This is a genomic window from Derxia gummosa DSM 723, from assembly GCF_000482785.1.
GTDB classification, from domain to species: Bacteria; Pseudomonadota; Gammaproteobacteria; order Burkholderiales; family Burkholderiaceae_E; genus Derxia; species Derxia gummosa.
Genome location: NZ_AXWS01000001.1, coordinates 51,134 through 66,990 on the forward strand (window position 1 = coordinate 51,134; position 15,857 = coordinate 66,990).

General features: G+C 72.1%; 13 protein-coding genes, 1 tRNA gene and 1 pseudogene. 10 read left to right on the forward strand and 5 right to left on the reverse strand.

The genetic code is table 11. From position 1 onward, the window contains the following. Window positions 1-38 precede the first annotated feature (38 nt). Window positions 39-1,352 carry an aminotransferase class I/II-fold pyridoxal phosphate-dependent enzyme gene (locus H566_RS0100230; protein WP_028309846.1) on the reverse strand — a complete coding sequence of 438 codons (1,314 nt, stop codon included), beginning with the start codon at window positions 1,350-1,352 and terminating at the stop codon, window positions 39-41. Between the two features lie 224 nt (window positions 1,353-1,576). On the opposite strand from H566_RS0100230, the gene H566_RS0100235 reads away from it, so the two are divergent. Together H566_RS0100235 and H566_RS0100240 are read left to right on the forward strand one after the other, a co-directional pair. After that, a complete protein-coding gene (locus H566_RS0100235; protein ID WP_034409984.1) occupies window positions 1,577-2,797 on the forward strand; it encodes an MFS transporter in 1,221 nt (406 codons plus the stop codon). Between the two features lie 16 nt (window positions 2,798-2,813). Further along, window positions 2,814-3,059 (forward strand): hypothetical protein, encoded by a 246-nt coding sequence (locus H566_RS0100240; RefSeq protein ID WP_028309848.1) that lies wholly within the window; start codon window positions 2,814-2,816, stop codon window positions 3,057-3,059. Between the two features lie 79 nt (window positions 3,060-3,138). Here the strand turns inward: H566_RS0100240 and gor are convergent, their stop codons facing one another. Both gor and H566_RS0100250 read right to left on the reverse strand, forming a co-directional pair. Then, entirely contained in the window at window positions 3,139-4,497 is a 1,359-nt protein-coding gene (gor, locus tag H566_RS0100245) for a glutathione-disulfide reductase (protein WP_028309849.1), read from the reverse strand. Continuing rightward, a complete protein-coding gene (locus H566_RS0100250) occupies window positions 4,494-4,898 on the reverse strand; it encodes a DUF2237 family protein (RefSeq protein WP_028309850.1) in 405 nt (134 codons plus the stop codon). Before H566_RS0100250 ends, gor begins: the two co-directional genes overlap by 4 nt. Window positions 4,899-5,026: 128 nt before the next feature. Between H566_RS0100250 and H566_RS0100255 the strand changes: the two genes are divergently transcribed. From H566_RS0100255 to H566_RS0100275, 5 genes are all read left to right on the forward strand, one after another. Beyond that, a complete protein-coding gene (locus tag H566_RS0100255; protein WP_028309851.1) occupies window positions 5,027-5,956 on the forward strand; it encodes a restriction endonuclease in 930 nt (309 codons plus the stop codon). Next, entirely contained in the window at window positions 5,884-7,446 is a 1,563-nt protein-coding gene (locus tag H566_RS22000; RefSeq protein ID WP_051377716.1) for an exonuclease domain-containing protein, read from the forward strand. Before H566_RS0100255 ends, H566_RS22000 begins: the two co-directional genes overlap by 73 nt. A 68-nt stretch (window positions 7,447-7,514) precedes the next feature. Next, window positions 7,515-10,739, forward strand: a complete 3,225-nt coding sequence (locus tag H566_RS0100265) for an AfsR/SARP family transcriptional regulator (protein WP_028309852.1) — start codon at window positions 7,515-7,517, stop codon at window positions 10,737-10,739. 16 nt (window positions 10,740-10,755) lie between these two features. Then, complete coding sequence (locus H566_RS0100270; protein WP_169732468.1) at window positions 10,756-11,466, forward strand: hypothetical protein; 711 nt, start codon at window positions 10,756-10,758, stop codon at window positions 11,464-11,466. A gap of 167 nt (window positions 11,467-11,633) precedes the next feature. Continuing rightward, a complete protein-coding gene (locus H566_RS0100275; RefSeq protein ID WP_028309854.1) occupies window positions 11,634-12,140 on the forward strand; it encodes a GNAT family N-acetyltransferase in 507 nt (168 codons plus the stop codon). 133 nt (window positions 12,141-12,273) lie between these two features. On the opposite strand, the gene H566_RS0100280 is transcribed toward H566_RS0100275, so the two are convergent. Further along, window positions 12,274-12,750 (reverse strand): copper chaperone PCu(A)C, encoded by a 477-nt coding sequence (locus H566_RS0100280; RefSeq protein ID WP_028309855.1) that lies wholly within the window; start codon window positions 12,748-12,750, stop codon window positions 12,274-12,276. 189 nt (window positions 12,751-12,939) lie between these two features. On the opposite strand from H566_RS0100280, the gene H566_RS27030 reads away from it, so the two are divergent. Next, complete coding sequence (locus H566_RS27030) at window positions 12,940-13,611, forward strand: hypothetical protein (protein ID WP_028309856.1); 672 nt, start codon at window positions 12,940-12,942, stop codon at window positions 13,609-13,611. Window positions 13,612-13,725: 114 nt separating this feature from the next. Further along, the gene (locus H566_RS0100290) at window positions 13,726-14,967 is read left to right on the forward strand and encodes an efflux RND transporter periplasmic adaptor subunit (RefSeq protein ID WP_034409987.1); all 1,242 of its coding nucleotides are present in this window, start codon (window positions 13,726-13,728) and stop codon (window positions 14,965-14,967) included. Between the two features lie 13 nt (window positions 14,968-14,980). Here H566_RS0100290 and H566_RS0100295 read toward each other — a convergent pair. Then, window positions 14,981-15,057 (reverse strand) — tRNA-Arg (locus H566_RS0100295). A 449-nt stretch (window positions 15,058-15,506) separates the two neighbouring features. Between H566_RS0100295 and H566_RS30525 the strand changes: the two are divergent. Beyond that, a pseudogene (locus H566_RS30525) lies at window positions 15,507-15,782 on the forward strand (c-type cytochrome); the annotation flags it as partial. Between the last annotated feature and the right edge of the window lie 75 nt (window positions 15,783-15,857).

Consider the following 15,857-nt stretch of genomic DNA (forward strand, 5'->3'; position numbering starts at 1 on the left):
GTGGCGTGCGGACTCGGGGGCTGCCCGCTCCGCCGCGCTCAGCGCCCGAGCCCGGCGCGCAGCCGCGCGATGCCGTCGCGCAGCCGGTCGGCGTCGTTGGCGAGGCACCAGCGGATGAAGCCCTCGCCTTCCGGCCCGAAGGCCACGCCCGGCGCGACGCCCAGCCGCTGCTCGCGCACCAGCCGCTTCGCGAGGCCGAGGCTGTCGCGCTCGCCGTCCAGCCGGAAGAACGCGTACATCGCGCCCGGCGGCAGCGCGACCTGCACGCCGGGGATGTCGGCCAGACCAGCGCAGAGCAGATCGCGCGCGGCGCGGAAGCGCTCGACCTGCGCCTCGATCACGCCCTCGCCGAGTCCGATCGCCGCCAGCCCCGCCGCCTGCACGAAGCCCGGTGCGCAGCTCGTGTTGTATTCGACGAGCACGCCGAGCCGTTCCATCGTCGCCGGCGGCGCCACCAGCCAGCCGAGCCGGAAGCCGGTCATGCGCCAGCTCTTGCTGAAGCTGTTGACGCTGAACAGCAGGTCGTCGGGCTCGGCGGCTTCGAGAAAGCCGGGCGCGACCGCGAAGCCGCGCGCGTTGCGGGCGTCGGCCGGCGCGGCCGTTGCGCTGGCCGACGCGGTTGTCGCGGCGCCGCTGGCCAGCGCGGCATCCGCCGCCGCGCCGCCCGCCGGCCGCGCGTCATGCCCATACCAGACGCGGTCGTACACGTCGTCGGCGACGATCCAGATCCGGTGCCGGCGGCAGTGGGCGAGGATCGCGTCGCGTTCGGCGGCGGTCAGCGCCCAGCCGGTCGGGTTGTTGGGCGAGTTGATGACCAGCGCCCGCGTGCCGGGCACCAGCGTGTCGAGCAGCCGGTCGAGGTCGAGCGTGAAGCCGCGCGCCGGGTCGAAGGCGAGCGGCATGCGCACGACCTCGGCGCCGAGGATCGCGGGCGCCTCGGTCAGGTTGGGCCAGACCGGCGTGACGATCACCACCCGCGCGCCCGGATCGAGCAGGTACTGGTGGGCGAGCATCAGCGCCTGCACGCCGGCCGAGGTCACGCACACGCGGCCGGCATCGATGGGCCTGCCGTGCAGCCGCGACAGATAGCCGGCGATGGCCTCGCGCAGCTCGATGCGGCCAAGGTTGTGCAGATAACGCGTGTCGTCGGCGCCGAGCGCGGCCTGGGCGGCGGCGATCACGCGCGGATCGGCCGGCAGGTCCGGCTCGCCGAACCAGAACGGCAGCACGTCGAGCCCGAAACCGGCGTTGGCGACCTCGCGGATGCGCGAGCCTTCGAGGCCGGCGACGGCGGCGCGCGCGGGCGGGAAGGGTTGGCGGGCGGAGGCGAGACGGGTGTCGGGGGCGTTCACGTTGGGGCTCGGCGGGAGAAGGGTGTCGGCGTGACGGTCGCGGCGCGCGACGGCACCGGACCGGGCAGTCGCCCGTGGCGGCGGATGCGGCCGGCACCAGGGCGGCGCGGCGCAGTGTGCAGCATGCGTCCGGCCCATCGGCGCCATGCAAAAGCCGCATCCCCGGGCGTACGGACTTGCGCGCAAACTCGCGGGCCCGCCGTCTATCGCCATCCGGATTGCCCATGCTCCCGCCGTTGCGCCACCGCCTTTCGCTCACCACCGTCCTCGTCTGCGGCGGGCTCGTCGTCACGCTGGCGATGGGCATCCGTCACGGCTTCGGCTTCTGGCAGCTGCCGATCACGCAGGAGCGCGGCTGGTCGCGCGAAACCTTCGCCTTCGCGCTCGCGGTGCAGAACCTGCTGTGGGGCGCGAGCCAGCCCTTCGCCGGGATGCTGGCCGACCGCTACGGCGCCTTTCGCGTGCTGGCGCTGGCGGTGCTCTGCTACGCGGGCGGGCTGGTGCTGATGGCGCTCGCGCCGAACGTGCCGCTGTTCGATCTGGGCGCGGGCGTGCTCATCGGCGTCGCCTGCTCGGGCACGACCTACTCGCTCGTGTACGGCGTCATCGGCCGCACGGCGGCGCCCGCGAAGCGCAGCCAGGCGCTCGGCATCTGCGCGGCGGCGGGCTCGTTCGGGCAGTTCGCGATGGTGCCGCTGTCGCAATGGCTCATCCATCACCTCGGCTGGCAGGAGGCGCTGTTCGGCCTCGCGGCCTGCGCGCTGCTGATGCTGCCGCTCGGCCTCGGTCTGCGCGAACCGAAGGCCGAGGCGCCCGCGGGCGGCGCGGCAGTGCAGTCGCCGCTCGCGGCCGCGCGCGAGGCCTTCGCGACGCCGGCCTTCCGCTGGCTGATGGCGGGCTATTTCGTGTGCGGCTTCCAGGTGGTGTTCATCGGCGTGCACCTGCCGGCCTATCTGCGCGACAAGGCGATGGACCCGCAGGTGGCCGTGTGGGCGCTGGCGCTGATCGGGCTGTTCAACATCTTCGGCACGTGGACGGCGGGGCAGCTCGGCGCGCGGCTGCCCAACAAGTTCTTGCTGTCGGGCATCTATGTGCTGCGCGCGCTGATCATCGCCGGCTGGCTCGCGCTGCCGCTCACGGCCGCGTCCACCTATGTGTTCGCGGCGGCGATGGGCTTCCTGTGGCTGGCGACGGTGCCGCTCACGAGCGGCGTGATCGCCACCGTGTTCGGCGTGCGCTACCTCGGGATGCTGTCGGGCTTCGTGTTCTTCAGCCACCAGGTCGGCAGCTTTCTGGGCGTGTGGCTCGGCGGCTGGCTGTACGACCGGCGCGGCAATTACGACGTGGTCTGGGCGATCACGATCGCGCTCGGCGTGTTTGCCGGGCTGGTGAACCTGCCGATCCGCGAGCGGCCGATGGCGCGGCTGGCGGCGGGCGCGGCGTGATCCTCGGAGCCGGGTGATGCCGCGGACCGCCGCCGGGCGCGAGGTTCCGGCCGACATGGCGGTGGCGCCGCCAGCCGCGCCGCGCGGCCTGACGGCGCCGGACGCGGCGACCTCGGTGCCCGCGCACGGCCTTGCGTGCCGCAGGTTGTGGCGCATCGCCGGCTGGCTCGCGGCGCTTGGGCTGATCGGCGCCACGCTCGCGGCCTGGCGCCAGCCGGGACTGGTGCTGGATCTGTTCGGGCAGATCTATTCGTGCATGTGAGGCGGCCGCGCGACCGAGGCGCGCGGCGACTCCGGGTCGTGCGTCCACCGGCGACCGGGCCGGCCGGCGCGCCGGCGCATCAGTCCTTGCGCGGCGTGCGCATCAGCACGAACTCCTCGCCGGCCGTGGGATGGACGGCGATCGTGCGGTCGAAGTCGGCCTTGGTCGCGCCCATGGTCACGGCCACCGCAAAGCCTTGCACCAGCTCGCCGGCATCGACGCCGATCATGTGCAGGCCGAGCACCTTGTCGCTCGCGCGGTCGACCACGAGCTTCATGTAGCTGCGCTCGTTGCGGCCCGAGATGGTGTTCTTCATCGGGCGGAAGTCGCTCTCGAACACCGTCACGTCAAAGCCCTTGGCCTTCGCTGCCTGCTCCGACAGGCCGATGCTGCCGATCGGCGGCTGCGAGAACACCGCGCTCGCGACGAGCGCATGGTCGATGTGGCGCGCCGCGCCGCCGAACTCGGTATCGACGAAGGCGCGCGCCTCGGCGATCGCCACCGGCGTGAGCGCGATGCGGTTCGTGACGTCGCCGACGGCGAAGATGCCCGGCACCGAGGTGCGCGAGAACGCATCCACCACCACCGCGCCGGTCTTCGCGTCGATCCGCACGCCGGCTTCCTCCAGCCCGAGGCCGGCCGAATTGGGCACGCGGCCGAGCGCGTTGAGCACCGCGTCGGCGCGCAGCTCGCTGCCGTCGGCGCCGCGCACGATGAATTCGCCGCCCGCCTTCTCGATGCTCGCCGGCGCGAAGCCGGCCGCGAGCGTGATGCCGCGATTGGTCATCTCGGTGGCGAGGCGGCGACGCAGGTCTTCGTCGAAGCCGCGCAGCGGCGCGTCGCCCCGGAAGGCGACCGTCACCGCGCTGCCGAAGCCCCGGAAGATGCCCGCGAACTCGACCGCGATGTAGCCCGCGCCCAGCACCAGCAGCCGCGCCGGCCGCTCGGCCAGATCGAGGATTTCATTGGACGTCATCGCCAGTTCGATGCCGGGGATGGCCGGCGCGGCGGGCTTGCCGCCGGTGGCGACGAGGATGCGCTCGGCCGTGTAGGCCTTGCCCGCCACCTCGACGGTGTGCGCGTCGATCACCCGGCCCCGACCTTCGACCAGTGCGACGCCCGAGTTGCCGAGCATCGTGCGGTAGATGCCTTCGAGGCGCGCGGTCTCCTTGCTCTTGGCGGCCTGGAGCGTCGCCATGTCGAAGCTGGCTTCGGGCACGGTCCAGCCGTAGCCGGCCGCGTCGCCGAAGGCGTCGCTGAACTGCGAGGCGTACATGAACAGCTTCTTGGGCACGCAGCCCCGGATCACGCAGGTGCCGCCGACGCGGCTGTCCTCGCAGATCGCGACGCGCGCGCCCTTGCTGGCCGCATAGCGGCTGCCCGACACGCCGCCCGAGCCGGCGCCGAGCGTGAACAGGTCGTAGTCGTAGCGGCTCATCGCTTGTTCTCCCCGTCGTCGCCGATCCAGGCGTGGTAGCGCAGGTCGGCCAGGTTGGCGACTTCGAGCGCGCGCTCGTGCGTGGCTTCGAGCACCACGGCCGGCGCGGCGCCGGCCTCCATCGCCTCGACCCAGCGGCTCGCGCACAGACACCAGCGGTCACCCGGCTTCAGGCCCGGAAAGCGGTATTGCGGCACCGGCGTGGAAAGGTCGTTGCCCGCCGCCTTGCTGAAGGCGAGGAACTCGGCGGTCATGCGCACGCAGATCGTGTGCTGGCCAAGGTCTTCCGGCGCGGTGTTGCAGCAGCCGTCGCGGAAGAAGCCGGTGAGCGGGCGGGTCGAACAGGTCTGGAGCGGGCCACCGAGCACATTGCGCGCGGTGCGGGCAGGAGAGGCGGGCATGACGAAGGAGGGCGAAAGGGTTTGCGGGATGTCGTGGACTTGCGACACGGCGGCGTGGCGGGATTTTGCGCTCTAATCGCATGCCCCGGCCCCGGCCGGGCTATCCCGCCTGAAACCCTACGCGCCCGATGCAGCAGACCTTCCTCTATCTGGCCTTTCTTGCCGGGCTGGGCGCCCTGATCGCCTGGGCCATCCGGCACCGGCTCCACCAGCATCGCGCCGCGACCGAGGAGCGCGAGGCCCGGCGCGCGCACAGCCTCGGCATCGATGCGCTGGTGCGTCGCCCGAGCGCGCGCGCTGCCTTCGGCGGCGCCGAGCCCGCGACCATCGAGGTGCCGCCGCCCACCATCCCGCATGCGGTCGCCGTCGCGGCGGCCCAGGCGCGCGGCGGCCAGGCCCCGATCGACGAACTGTTCGACGACATGGACGACACCCCGCTCATGCCCGGCGTACGTCGCGCCGCCGGCCCCGTCACCATGCCGCGTGCCGGCGCGGAACCCAACACCATCGCGGCGCGCGGCGCGCCCACGCGCACCGACGGCTCGGTGACGATCGCGCTCAACAGCATGCTCGTCACTTCGATCCAGCCCACGCAGATCCCCCGCCTCGACGGCAACAACCACATCCAGACCGATACCGTCAGCCTTGACTACGACGGCCTCATGCGGCTGGAGCGGGTGCGCTTCGCGCGGGTGGCGCTGGCCTACCAGCAGTCGCACGGCTTCCGGGCGCGGCGCTTTGCCGGCAAGGCGCCGATCGACGTGCTGATGGCGCTGGGCGAGTCGCCCACGCCGGTGGGCGCGCTGCGGGCTTCGCGGCGCAGCGGCCCGGCCCAGCTCGACGAGTTGCACGCCTTCCACACGACCACCAAGGCGCTGCACATCAAGCGCGCCTTCTTCGTCGCGCAGGAAGGCATGGACGAGCCGGCCGAGCAGTACGCCAACAAGCACAACATCGTGACCATCGATGCGCGCAAGCTCGCGGCATGGATCGAGACGACCGACCCCAAGAACCTGCCCCGGCTGCTGCGCGCCGCGCGCGGCAAGCAGAAGGACTGAGCGCGCGCGAACGCCGCGTCTTCATCGACCTGGAGACGACCGGTCTCGCGCCGGGCCGCGCGCGCGTCACCGAGATCGCGCTCATCGAGGACGGGCCGGACGGACTGGTCGAATGGACCACGCTCGTCAACCCGGGCGAGCCGATTCCCGCCGAGATCGAGTTCCTCACCGGCATTTCGACCGCGCTGGTGCGCGATGCGCCGCGCTTCGAGGCGGTGGCGGCCGAACTGCTCGCGCGCATCGATGGCGCGGTGCTGGTCGCCCACAACGCGCGCTTCGACCATGCCTTCCTCAAGGCCGAGTTCGCGCGCGCCGGGCTGGCCTTCCGGGCGCGCACGCTGTGCACGGCGCGGCTCGCGCGGCTGCTGGAGCCGGAGGCCGAGGGCGGCCACGGGCTGGATGCGCTGATCGCGCGACACGGACTGGTGATCGGGGCGGATGCAGCGGCGGGCGGCGCAGGCCGGGCCGATGCCGAGCCGGACGGTGCCGTGCGAGCCGAGGCGCCCGCGAGCGCCACCGCCGTCCGCCACCGCGCCCTCGGCGACGCGCACTTCTGCCGCGCCTTCCTGCTGCATGCCGCGCGCGTCCACGGCGCCGAAGCGCTCGACGCAGCGATCGGCCGCCTGCTCAAGCGCCCGAGCCTGCCCACCCACCTGCCGCCCGACGCACTCGACGCCATCCCGCATGCGCCGGGCGTGTACCTGTTCCACGGCCTCAATCCGCATCCGATCTACATCGGCCGCAGCATCGATCTGCGCGACCGCGTCGGCAGCCATTTCACCAACGACCATCGCCACGACCGCGAGCTGCGCATCGCCCAGGAAGTGCGCCGCATCGAATGGGAGACCTGCGCCGGCGAGTTCGGCACGCGGCTGCGTGAATGGCGGCTCATCGGCGAGCGCCTGCCCGCGCACAACCAGGCGCTGCGGCGGCAGTCGGGCCAGATCGCGCTGCGCCTCGGCGATGACGGCAGGCCGGTGTTCGTGAAGCCGGCCGCGCTGGAGGCGCTGCTGCTCGCCGGCGACCATGCTGGCTATGCGCGCCACGCCGGCCCCTTCGGCAATCGCGCGGCGGCGCGGCGCTGGCTCATGGCCGAGGCGCCCGCGCGCGGCCTCTGCCTCGCGGTGCTCGGGCTGGAGAAGCGCAGCCGGCCCGACGCGCCCTGCTTCAACCGCCAGCTCGGCAAGTGCGCCGGCGCCTGCACCGGCGAGCAGCCCGCCGACGCGCATCGCGCCGCCGTGGAGGCGTTGCTGGCCGGGCGCGCGCTGCCGGCCTGGCCGTTCGCGCATGACCTCTTCTTCGCGGTCGAGTTCGGTGCGCATCCGGCCGCGCCGGCACGCGAGGTGCAGGTGTTCGACCGCTGGTGCTGGCTCGGCACCGCGCGCACTCCGGACGAGATCGAGGCACTCGTCGCGCAGGCGCCGCGCTGTTATGCCTTCGAGCCGGCACGCTGGCTCGCAAGCTTCCTTGTGACAGACGGACAAAACTGACCGCTTGGTCGCGCATAATCCCCGGTTGCATTCGGCAAGCAATCGTTAACAAAACCTTCCCCCACCGCATGGCCTCGATCCCGGCGAAGTTCGATCTGCCCGACAGCCGCCGCGCCATGCCGCGCGAGCGCCTGCTGTCCGCGCTCGACTACGCCTTCGAGACCGCGCGCTGCGTCTGGGTCTGCGCCGAGCCGGGCAGCGGCAAGACCACGCTCGCCGCGAACTGGCCTGCCACGCGCCAGCGCCCGGCGGCCTGGTACCGCATCGACCCGGCCGATGCCGACACCGCCGTCTTCGCCGAGGACTTCGCCGCGATGCTCGGCTGGCATGGCGCCGACGAGCCGCCGCGCGGCAAGGGCAAGCGCGCCGCGCCGCCGGTGCCGCCGCTGCCACTGTGGGAACCGACCCAGGCCGCCGAGCCCGAGGTCTTCCTGCGCCGCTACTTCCGCGCCGCCTTCGCGCGCCTGCCCGAAGGCGGCGTGCTGGTGTTCGACAACGCGCAGGAGATGGCGCCCGAGCGCTTCGACCGGCTGTTCGCGCTCGCGCTCGACGAGGCGCCGGCCGACCGGCGCTTCATCGTCACGAGCCATGCCCGGCCCGGCCCGGCGCTCGCGCGCGCCCAGAGCAAGGGGCTGGTCGAGGTGCTGGGCGAGGCGGCGCTGCGCTTCACCGTGGGCGAGACCGGCGAGCTGATCGCCGCCCGCACCCGTGGTCAGGCCGACGAGGCGCGCGCGGCCGAGGTGCATGGCGCCACGCGCGGCTGGGCCGCCGGCATCGTGATGCTCGGCGCGAGCGGCATGAGCGCGCTCGCCGGCCTGGGCGACGCGGCCTCGGCCGACGCCGAGCGCCGCGACCGCGAGGCGCTGGTCGAGCGCTGGTTCGCCACCGAGGTCGACGAGCGCCTCGACCCGGCCTCGCGCGAGCTGCTGTCGGCCGTCGCGCTGATGGGCGAATTCAGCGCCGCCAGCGCCGTCAGCCTGAGCGGGCGCGCCGACGCGCCCGCGCTGCTCGACGCGCTGGCCGAGCGCCACCTGTTCGTGCAGCGCCACGGTGGGCCGCGCCCGGTGTACGAGCTGCACGGCCTGTTCCGGCGCCATCTGCGCGACCGCCTCGGCGCCGACGGCGCCCGCGCGCGCTATCTGCCCACGCTCGCCGCGCTGGTGGCCGAGCATCGTGGCGACGAGGCGATCGACCTCGCGCTCGACTTCGCCGATACCGATGCCGCCGTCGAGCTGCTGGAGATGGGCGCCGAGGGCTTCGCGCGCGGCGGCCGGGTCGAGCGGCTGCAGGCCTGGCTCGCGCGGCTGCCGCGCGAACCGCTCGCGGCGCGCGGCTGGCTCGCGTACTGGATCGGCATGGCGACGGTGCAGGTCGACGAGATCGAGGCGCGCGGCTGGTTCGAGCTGGCCTTCGAGCGCTTTCGCGCCGATGCCGACGCGGCCGGGCTCACCTCCGCCATCTGCGCCGCGCTGTTCGCCTACAACGCCGACTGGGGCAGCTTCGAGGCGCTCGACACCTGGCGCGCGCGCGCCGCCGAGCATCTGCCCGCGCTCGACACCATCAGCGATCCCGCGATCCGCCTGCGTGCCGGCGTGGCGCGGCTGTGCGCCGGGCTGCTTGCCGACCCGATCGACCTCGACAGTGCCGAGGTGCGCGCCGCCGCCGAGGCGCTGCACGCTCTGCTGGGCGATCAGGCCAGCGGCACCGACGCGACCGAGCGCTGCATCGCCAGCCAGATGCTGGTCGAGTACGCCGACCTCGAATCGCGGATGGAGTGGGTCACGCCCATCATCGGCATCACCGTCGCGTCCTTCGGCGCCGAGCGCGTGAGCGAGCTGAGGCGCGGGCGCTGGTATCTGTCGCTCGCCAACGCCCATTTCCATCACAACCAGCCGAAGCAGGAAGCCGAGGCGCTCGCGACGGTGCGCGCGATCGTGGCCGAATCGAAGCTGCGCCTGCTTCAGACGGGGCTGCTCGTGTGCGAAGCCCAGCAGCTGCTCGCGGGCAGCGACCATGCGGCCACCGGCGCCAAGCTCGACGAGCTGGGCCGGCATGTGGACCCGAAGCGGCCGCTGCTGCTGGGCTTCTTCTATTACAACTTCCGCAGCCGGCTGCATCTCATCACCGGCCGCTTCGCGCAGGCGCGCGAGAACATCGAGCTGGCGCTCGACGCCGCGCGCCGCGCAAATCTCAGTCTCGGCCGCCAGCTGCCGATCCAGCTCACCCTCGCCTATGCCCACATCGGCGAGGGTGATTGCGAGGCGGCGGCCGAGGTGTTCGGCCAGCTCTGCGCCAGCATCACCGGCAAGCAGGGACTCGGCATCCGCGCGATGCAGGAGTGCTGCCATGCGCTCGTGGCGATGCGCGACGGCGCCGATCCGGCCGCGTCGCTGCGGACGGCTTTCACGCTGCTGCGCGACATCGGTACCCCGATGGTCATGCGTCCCCTGCCGGCAGTGGTTGCAAGGCTTTGCAGCGCCGCGCTGCGGCTTCGCATCGAGCCCGAGTTCGCGCGCGAGATGGTCAGGTTGCGAGCGCTTGCAGCGCCCGCCGACGCCGACGAGCACTGGCCCTGGGCGGTGCGGGTGCGCTGCTTCGGCGGCTTCGAGGTGTTCGTCGATGGCGCGCCGCTCAAGCTCGGCGCCAAGGCACCCAAGAAGCCGCTGGAGCTGCTCAAGTTCCTGGCCAGCCGCGCCGGCCGCCAGGCCGATGTCACCACGGTGCTGAGCGCCTGCTGGCCCGAGTCCGACGGCGACGCGGCGCGCAGCGCCTTCGACATGGCGGTGTCGCGGCTGCGCAAGCTGCTCGGCAAGCCCGAGGCGATCATCGTCGGCGAGGGGCGCATCTCGCTCGATCCCCAGCTGGTCTGGCCCGACAGCTGCGGTCTCGATCTCGTGGCCGAGTCGCTGCGCGCCGACGTGATCGCGCATGACTCGGTGGCCGAGCGCCTGCTGGCCGTGTATCGCGGCAACTTCCTCGGCGATGAGACCGAGGCGCCCTGGATGGTCGAGGCGCGCGAGCGCTATCGCGCCACCTTCGTGAAGAGCGCCGAGCGTCTGTGCGAACTGCTGCGCGGCGCCGGCCGCCTCGACGCGGCGATCGCGCTGGGCGAGCGTGCGGTCGAGGTCGAGCCGCTGGCCGAGGCGGTGTACGGTCAGATCATCCGCGCGCTGCTCGCGCAGGATCGCGAGGCCGACGCGCGCCGCGTGTTTCGCCGCTGCGAGCAGATGCTGTCGGTGATGCTCGGCATCAAGCCGTCGGCCGCAACGGTCGCATTGCTCAATCCGCGCTGATCCGGTCACGCTGCCGGTGTCGGTGCGGGCCGGTTTGCGGGCAGAGTGCTGGCTTGTCATCGGCCGGCCCCGGCCGGTGGCCAAGTCCCGGCGCGGTACTTCAAGATCAAGGGACGCGATTGCCCTGCCTGTTCAGGCTGACCGGCCGCTGCTAGGGTCCGGCACGCGCGCGCATCCACGCATCGCAAGTACCGGCCGGCATCGGCTCATCGTCCTCGCGGACCCCGACTTTTCCGAATCCAACATGGCAACCAAGAAGACCCCGAAGTCCAAGCGTCCCAAGACCAGCGAATCCGCCGTCCTGCATCTGAAGTGGGTCGATGGCATCAACTCCGGCACCAAGAAGCTCGCCGGTGTCACGCCGGTCGAGGGCCGCACGCGCGACACCGACAAGGAGCTCGTCAAGCAGTTCAAGGCGCTGCTTGCCGCGCAGGAGAAGGCGCTGGCCGCGGTGCAGAAGATCGTCGCGATCCGCAAGGCCGAAGCCGACGTGGCCGGTGATGCCGACAAGACCGAGTCCTGCGACCTGGCCGTCAGCAAGATCGAGGCCGAGATCGCCGCGCTGAAGGAAGAGCTTGGCATCGCCGCCGCGCCCGCCGCCGAGCCGGTGGAGGCCAAGCCGGCCAAGGCCGCCAAGAAGGTCAAGGCCGACGCCAGGCCGGCCGCGAAGAAGGTCGTGGCCAAGAAGGCGGCCAAGAAGGTCGCGGCCAAGAAGACCAAGGGCTGATGACGGCAGGCGGATGGCCCGGCCATCCGCCGCCGCTGACGCAGGCAAGGGCCCGCGTCGCGTGCCGCCTCCGGGCGGGCGTGGCGCGGGCCCTTGTGCATTCGGCCCGGTGCGCGCAGGGCGATGCGCGCACACTCGCGGCCGTTCTTCTTCTCCCGCTCCTCGCCATGACAGCCTTTGCAACGCCCGCCAGCTTCCGTATCGATGCCGCCGCGCCGGCCGATTGCGACGATCTCGTCGCGCTCATCCGAGGTCTGGCCGAATACGAAAGCCTCACCCATCTGCTCCAGGTCACGCCGTTGGCGCTGGCCGAGCATCTGTTCGGCGCGACGCCGAGTGCCGAGGCCGTGATCGCGCGCGATGCCGACGGGAGCGCGCTCGGCTTCGCGCTGTGGTTCCGCAATTTCTCGACCTTCCTCGGCAAGCCTGGCTTGTATCTCGAAGACATCTTCGTGCTGCCGTCGGCGCGCGGGCGCGGCATCGGCAAGGCGCTGATCCGGCATGTGGGTGCGATCGCGGTCGAGCGCGGCTGCGGCCGCTTCGAATGGTCGGTGCTCGACTGGAACACGAGCGCGATCGGCTTCTACGAAAGCCTCGGCGCGACGGTGCTGCCCGACTGGCGCATCGTGCGCGTGACCGGTGAGGCGCTGGCGCGCTTCAGGCGCGAGGGCTGAGGCGTGACCGGGGCTGACCAAGGCTGACCGGGGACGCATTCAGGTCCGGTGCGGCGCGGATGTCACGCGCCGCGCGTTTGCTGTGCGGCGCTGGCATCGGCCGGCCGGCAAGGCGAGGCAGCAGCTGCCGATCTCAGTGCTGATGCTGCATCGGCGCGGCCGGCGTCACGGCCTCGACGGCCAGCTCGACGGTCGTCTCGCCGGCGCGCTCGAAGCGCAGCGTGACCGGCACGCGCGCGCCCTCTGCCAGCGGCGCCTTCAGGTCGATCAGCATCAGGTGCAGGCCGCCGGGCTTGAGTTCGACTGCGGACTTCGCGGGCAGGTCGATGGCCTGTACCTGACGCATGCGGGCGACGCCGTCGGCGCCCATCTCGTGGGTGTGCAGTTCGACGCGGACGGCCGCCGGCGAGCTGGCGCCGACGAGCCGGTCCGCCGTGCCGCCGTTGCTCAACTTCACATAGCCGCCACCGACCGACTGGCCGGGCACGGTCGCGCGCGCCCAGGGATGGCCGATCTCGATCGCGCCGAGCTGGTAGTCGTGGGCAAAGGCGGTCGTGGCCAGGGTGGCGAGGGCGAGGGCGGCGAGGCGCGCGGCAAGGCTGGGCTTCATGCGGAGTTCCGGCGTGGCGTGAATCGAGCGCGCAGCATCGGCCGCGCGGCCCGCGCGGGCAAGCGCCGGGCACGACGCCGGCACCACCGTGCCTTGCGTCGCCGGGCGCGACTCGGAGGGGGCGCCACTGCCGTGGCGCCAGCGCGCTGCGCTAACCTCGCCCGCCCGCAATCCGCATCGAGCAACCCCATGCATCTCGTCGAAGGCGTCCGCTTCCGCTGCCACGGCTTGTTCCACGACTGGCGCGACGATCGCGCCGATTTCGCCAAGCGCGCGCTGCTCGAAATCGCGCGCAGCGACGCGGGCATCGACTTCGCGCCCGACGGCGGCTGCGATCCGGCGCCCGACGCCGCCGTGGTGATGATGAATCCGGGCTCGTCGGCGCCGCTCGCCGGCTACGGGGGCATCGAATGGGCCGGCAAGCGCGTGCCGGCCAAGCCCGATTCCGTGCAGTACCAGGTCATGCGCCTCATGGCCGCGACCGGCTGGCGCCATGTGCGCGTCGTCAATCTCGCCGACGTGCGCGCGGCCAAGAGCGCCGACCTCTACGCGCTCATCACCGGTGGCGCGGACGCGGCGGCACTCGGCGCGATCTTCGAGGGCGCGAGCGTGGTCACGCCCGAGGCGGCGATCGGCGGCGCGCCCGTCATCTGCGCCTGGGGCATGGACAAGCGGCTCGCCGGTCTCGCGCGCGCCGCCGACGCCTGGCTGCGCGCGCGCGGCAATCCGCTGCTCGGCATCGCCGGCGCCAAGGCCGACTTCCCGTGCTGGCGCTATCCCAAGCCGGTCGGCAACTGGAAGCTCGCGGTCGAATGGCTGGAGGAGATGAAGCGGCAGGCGGCACCGTTCGCGCGCGGTTGACCGAGCGTCGTTCGCGCAGGGTAGAAGGATTCGGCGCGCCGGCGGCGCGCTCACCGGCGGTCGGCGTGCGCGCCGCATAAACTCGTCCGGTCCTCACGCCTCCGGAGACGCCGCATGGCCGACCAGCCATCCCCGCCCGCCAGCGCCCCGGCGCTCGGCGCCCTGCGCATCGACCGCGACCCGCAGCGCGGCACGCCGCCGCGCCGGCGCGGCCGCTGGAAATGGGCGCTCGGCGCGCTCGTCGTCGCAGCGGCTGTCGGCGCGGGCGTGCTGCGCTCGGCCAACGCACCGCGCGAGGTCGAACTGGCCACGGTCGCGCTCGCCTGGCCGTCCCAGGGCATTACCGAGCTGAACGCCACCGGCCGAGTCGTCGCCCAGACGCGCGCCAACGTGTCGAGCAAGGCCACCGGCCGGCTCATGGAACTCAACGTGACCGAAGGTCAGGCCGTGAAGGCCGGCGATGTCATAGCCCGCCTTGAAAGCGCCGAGGCCGATGCCGCGCGTCAGCAGGCCGCCGCCGCCATCCGCCAGGCCCGCGCCAATCTCGAACAGGGCGAGGCCGAGCGCACCAATGCCGAGGCCGAACTCGCCCGCACCCGCGACCTCGCACGCCAGAACTTCGTCTCGCAAAGCGCCGTGGATGCCGCCGCCGCCCGCGCCGACAAGGCGCGCGCCACCATCGGCAGCCTGCGCGCCGCGATCGGCGTGGCCGAGGCCAATGCGCGCACCGCCGAGGTCGCCTTCGAGTACACGCTCATCCGCGCGCCCTTCGACGGCGTGGTGCTGACCAAGAACGCCAACGTCGGCGACATCCTCACGCCGTTCTCGGCCGCGGCTGGCACCACGGGCGCGGTCGTAAGCATGGCCGACATGCGCACGCTTGAAGTCGAGGCCGACGTGGCCGAAAGCGGCCTCGCCAAGGTGCATGTCGGGCAATCGGCCGAGATCCAGCTCGACGCCTGGCCCGATCTGCGACTGGAAGGGCGCGTGAACCGCATCGTCCCGACCGTCGATCGCAGCAAGGCGACGCTGCTCGTGAAGGTGAGCTTCGTCGACCGCGACGAACGCGTGCTGCCCGACATGAACGCGAAGATCGCTTTCCTCGCGCGCGCGCTTGCCGCCGAAGAGCGCAAGCCTGTCGTCGCGGTACGGCGTGAGGCGGTGGTCGAACGCGAGGGGCGGCGTGGGGTGTTCGTGGCTGGCGCGGACGGCAAGGCCGGCTTCGTGCCGGTCACGACGGGCACCGCGCTCGGGGACCTGGTGCAGGCAGAGGGGCTGAAGCCCGGTGATCGCGTGGTGCTGCGTCCGGACGAGCGGCTGCGCGATGGCGCGGCGGTGGTCGCGCGCAAGGACTGACGGATTGATGCGGTGGCGCGCCCGGCGAGATTCGAACTCACGACCCCTGCCTTCGGAGGGCAGTACTCTATCCAGCTGAGCTACGGGCGCCTTGTGACGGCCGGGCAATCCGGCCGATCGAGACATCGACAGAAGCCGGCGGCGAAACCACCGACTGTTGCAAGCGTGCCCAAACTGGAACGCGGTGCGTTACTGCCGAATCCAAGAAGATAACCGATTTTCGACCTTGACGTACGCACGGATATAATCCGGCCCGTTTTGCGCGGCCGATCCGCATTTACCCGCTCCCCCCATTCAAACCATCCCGCCCTCACACGGTCGACAACATCATGAGCGACAGCGCTACCAAGACTACGAAGCAGTTTCTCAACGCCGTACTCGTCATCGTTGTGGCGGTGGTGGCCGGCATTCTCCTGATCGCGACCACGGTCAACACTGGCGACCGCACCGGCGAAGGCTCGCGTGCCCAGACCGCCGACGCGATCGGCGAACGCATCGCACCGGTCGCGGCCTTTGAACTCAAGGTCGCGCCGACCGGCCCGCGCACCCCGCGCACCGGCGAGGAAGTCTTCAAGGCGGCGTGCAACGCCTGCCACGCCACTGGCGCCTCGGGCGCGCCGAAGGTCGGTACCGCCGACTGGGCTCCGCGCATCGCGCAAGGCTATGACGCGCTGCTGAAGTCGGCGCTGGGTGGCAAGGGTGCGATGCCGCCCAAGGGTGGCCTGAGCGACGCGATGGATGTCGAGATCGGCCGCGCCATCGTGTACATGGCCAACCAGTCGGGTGCCAAGTTCAAGGAACCGGAAGCGCCTGCCGAGGCCAAGTGATCCGGCGCGGCCCTGGGGCCGCAACTTCACGAAAAAGCGTGGCATCGAAGGATGCCGCGCTTT

What these genes read in the sequence shown, in the direction of transcription:
- H566_RS0100280 (WP_028309855.1), bottom strand. Translation starts at nt 12,750, where the DNA reads ATGAAGCCCAGCCTTGCCGCGCGCCTCGCCGCCCTCGCCCTCGCCACC.
- H566_RS0100290 (WP_034409987.1), top strand. Translation starts at nt 13,726, where the DNA reads ATGGCCGACCAGCCATCCCCGCCCGCCAGCGCCCCGGCGCTCGGCGCC.
- gor (WP_028309849.1), bottom strand. Translation starts at nt 4,497, where the DNA reads ATGAGCCGCTACGACTACGACCTGTTCACGCTCGGCGCCGGCTCGGGC.
- H566_RS0100265 (WP_028309852.1), top strand. Translation starts at nt 7,515, where the DNA reads ATGGCCTCGATCCCGGCGAAGTTCGATCTGCCCGACAGCCGCCGCGCC.
- H566_RS0100255 (WP_028309851.1), top strand. Translation starts at nt 5,027, where the DNA reads ATGCAGCAGACCTTCCTCTATCTGGCCTTTCTTGCCGGGCTGGGCGCC.
- H566_RS0100235 (WP_034409984.1), top strand. Translation starts at nt 1,577, where the DNA reads ATGCTCCCGCCGTTGCGCCACCGCCTTTCGCTCACCACCGTCCTCGTC.
- H566_RS27030 (WP_028309856.1), top strand. Translation starts at nt 12,940, where the DNA reads ATGCATCTCGTCGAAGGCGTCCGCTTCCGCTGCCACGGCTTGTTCCAC.
- H566_RS0100250 (WP_028309850.1), bottom strand. Translation starts at nt 4,898, where the DNA reads ATGCCCGCCTCTCCTGCCCGCACCGCGCGCAATGTGCTCGGTGGCCCG.
- H566_RS0100275 (WP_028309854.1), top strand. Translation starts at nt 11,634, where the DNA reads ATGACAGCCTTTGCAACGCCCGCCAGCTTCCGTATCGATGCCGCCGCG.
- H566_RS0100240 (WP_028309848.1), top strand. Translation starts at nt 2,814, where the DNA reads ATGCCGCGGACCGCCGCCGGGCGCGAGGTTCCGGCCGACATGGCGGTG.
- H566_RS22000 (WP_051377716.1), top strand. Translation starts at nt 5,884, where the DNA reads ATGGATCGAGACGACCGACCCCAAGAACCTGCCCCGGCTGCTGCGCGC.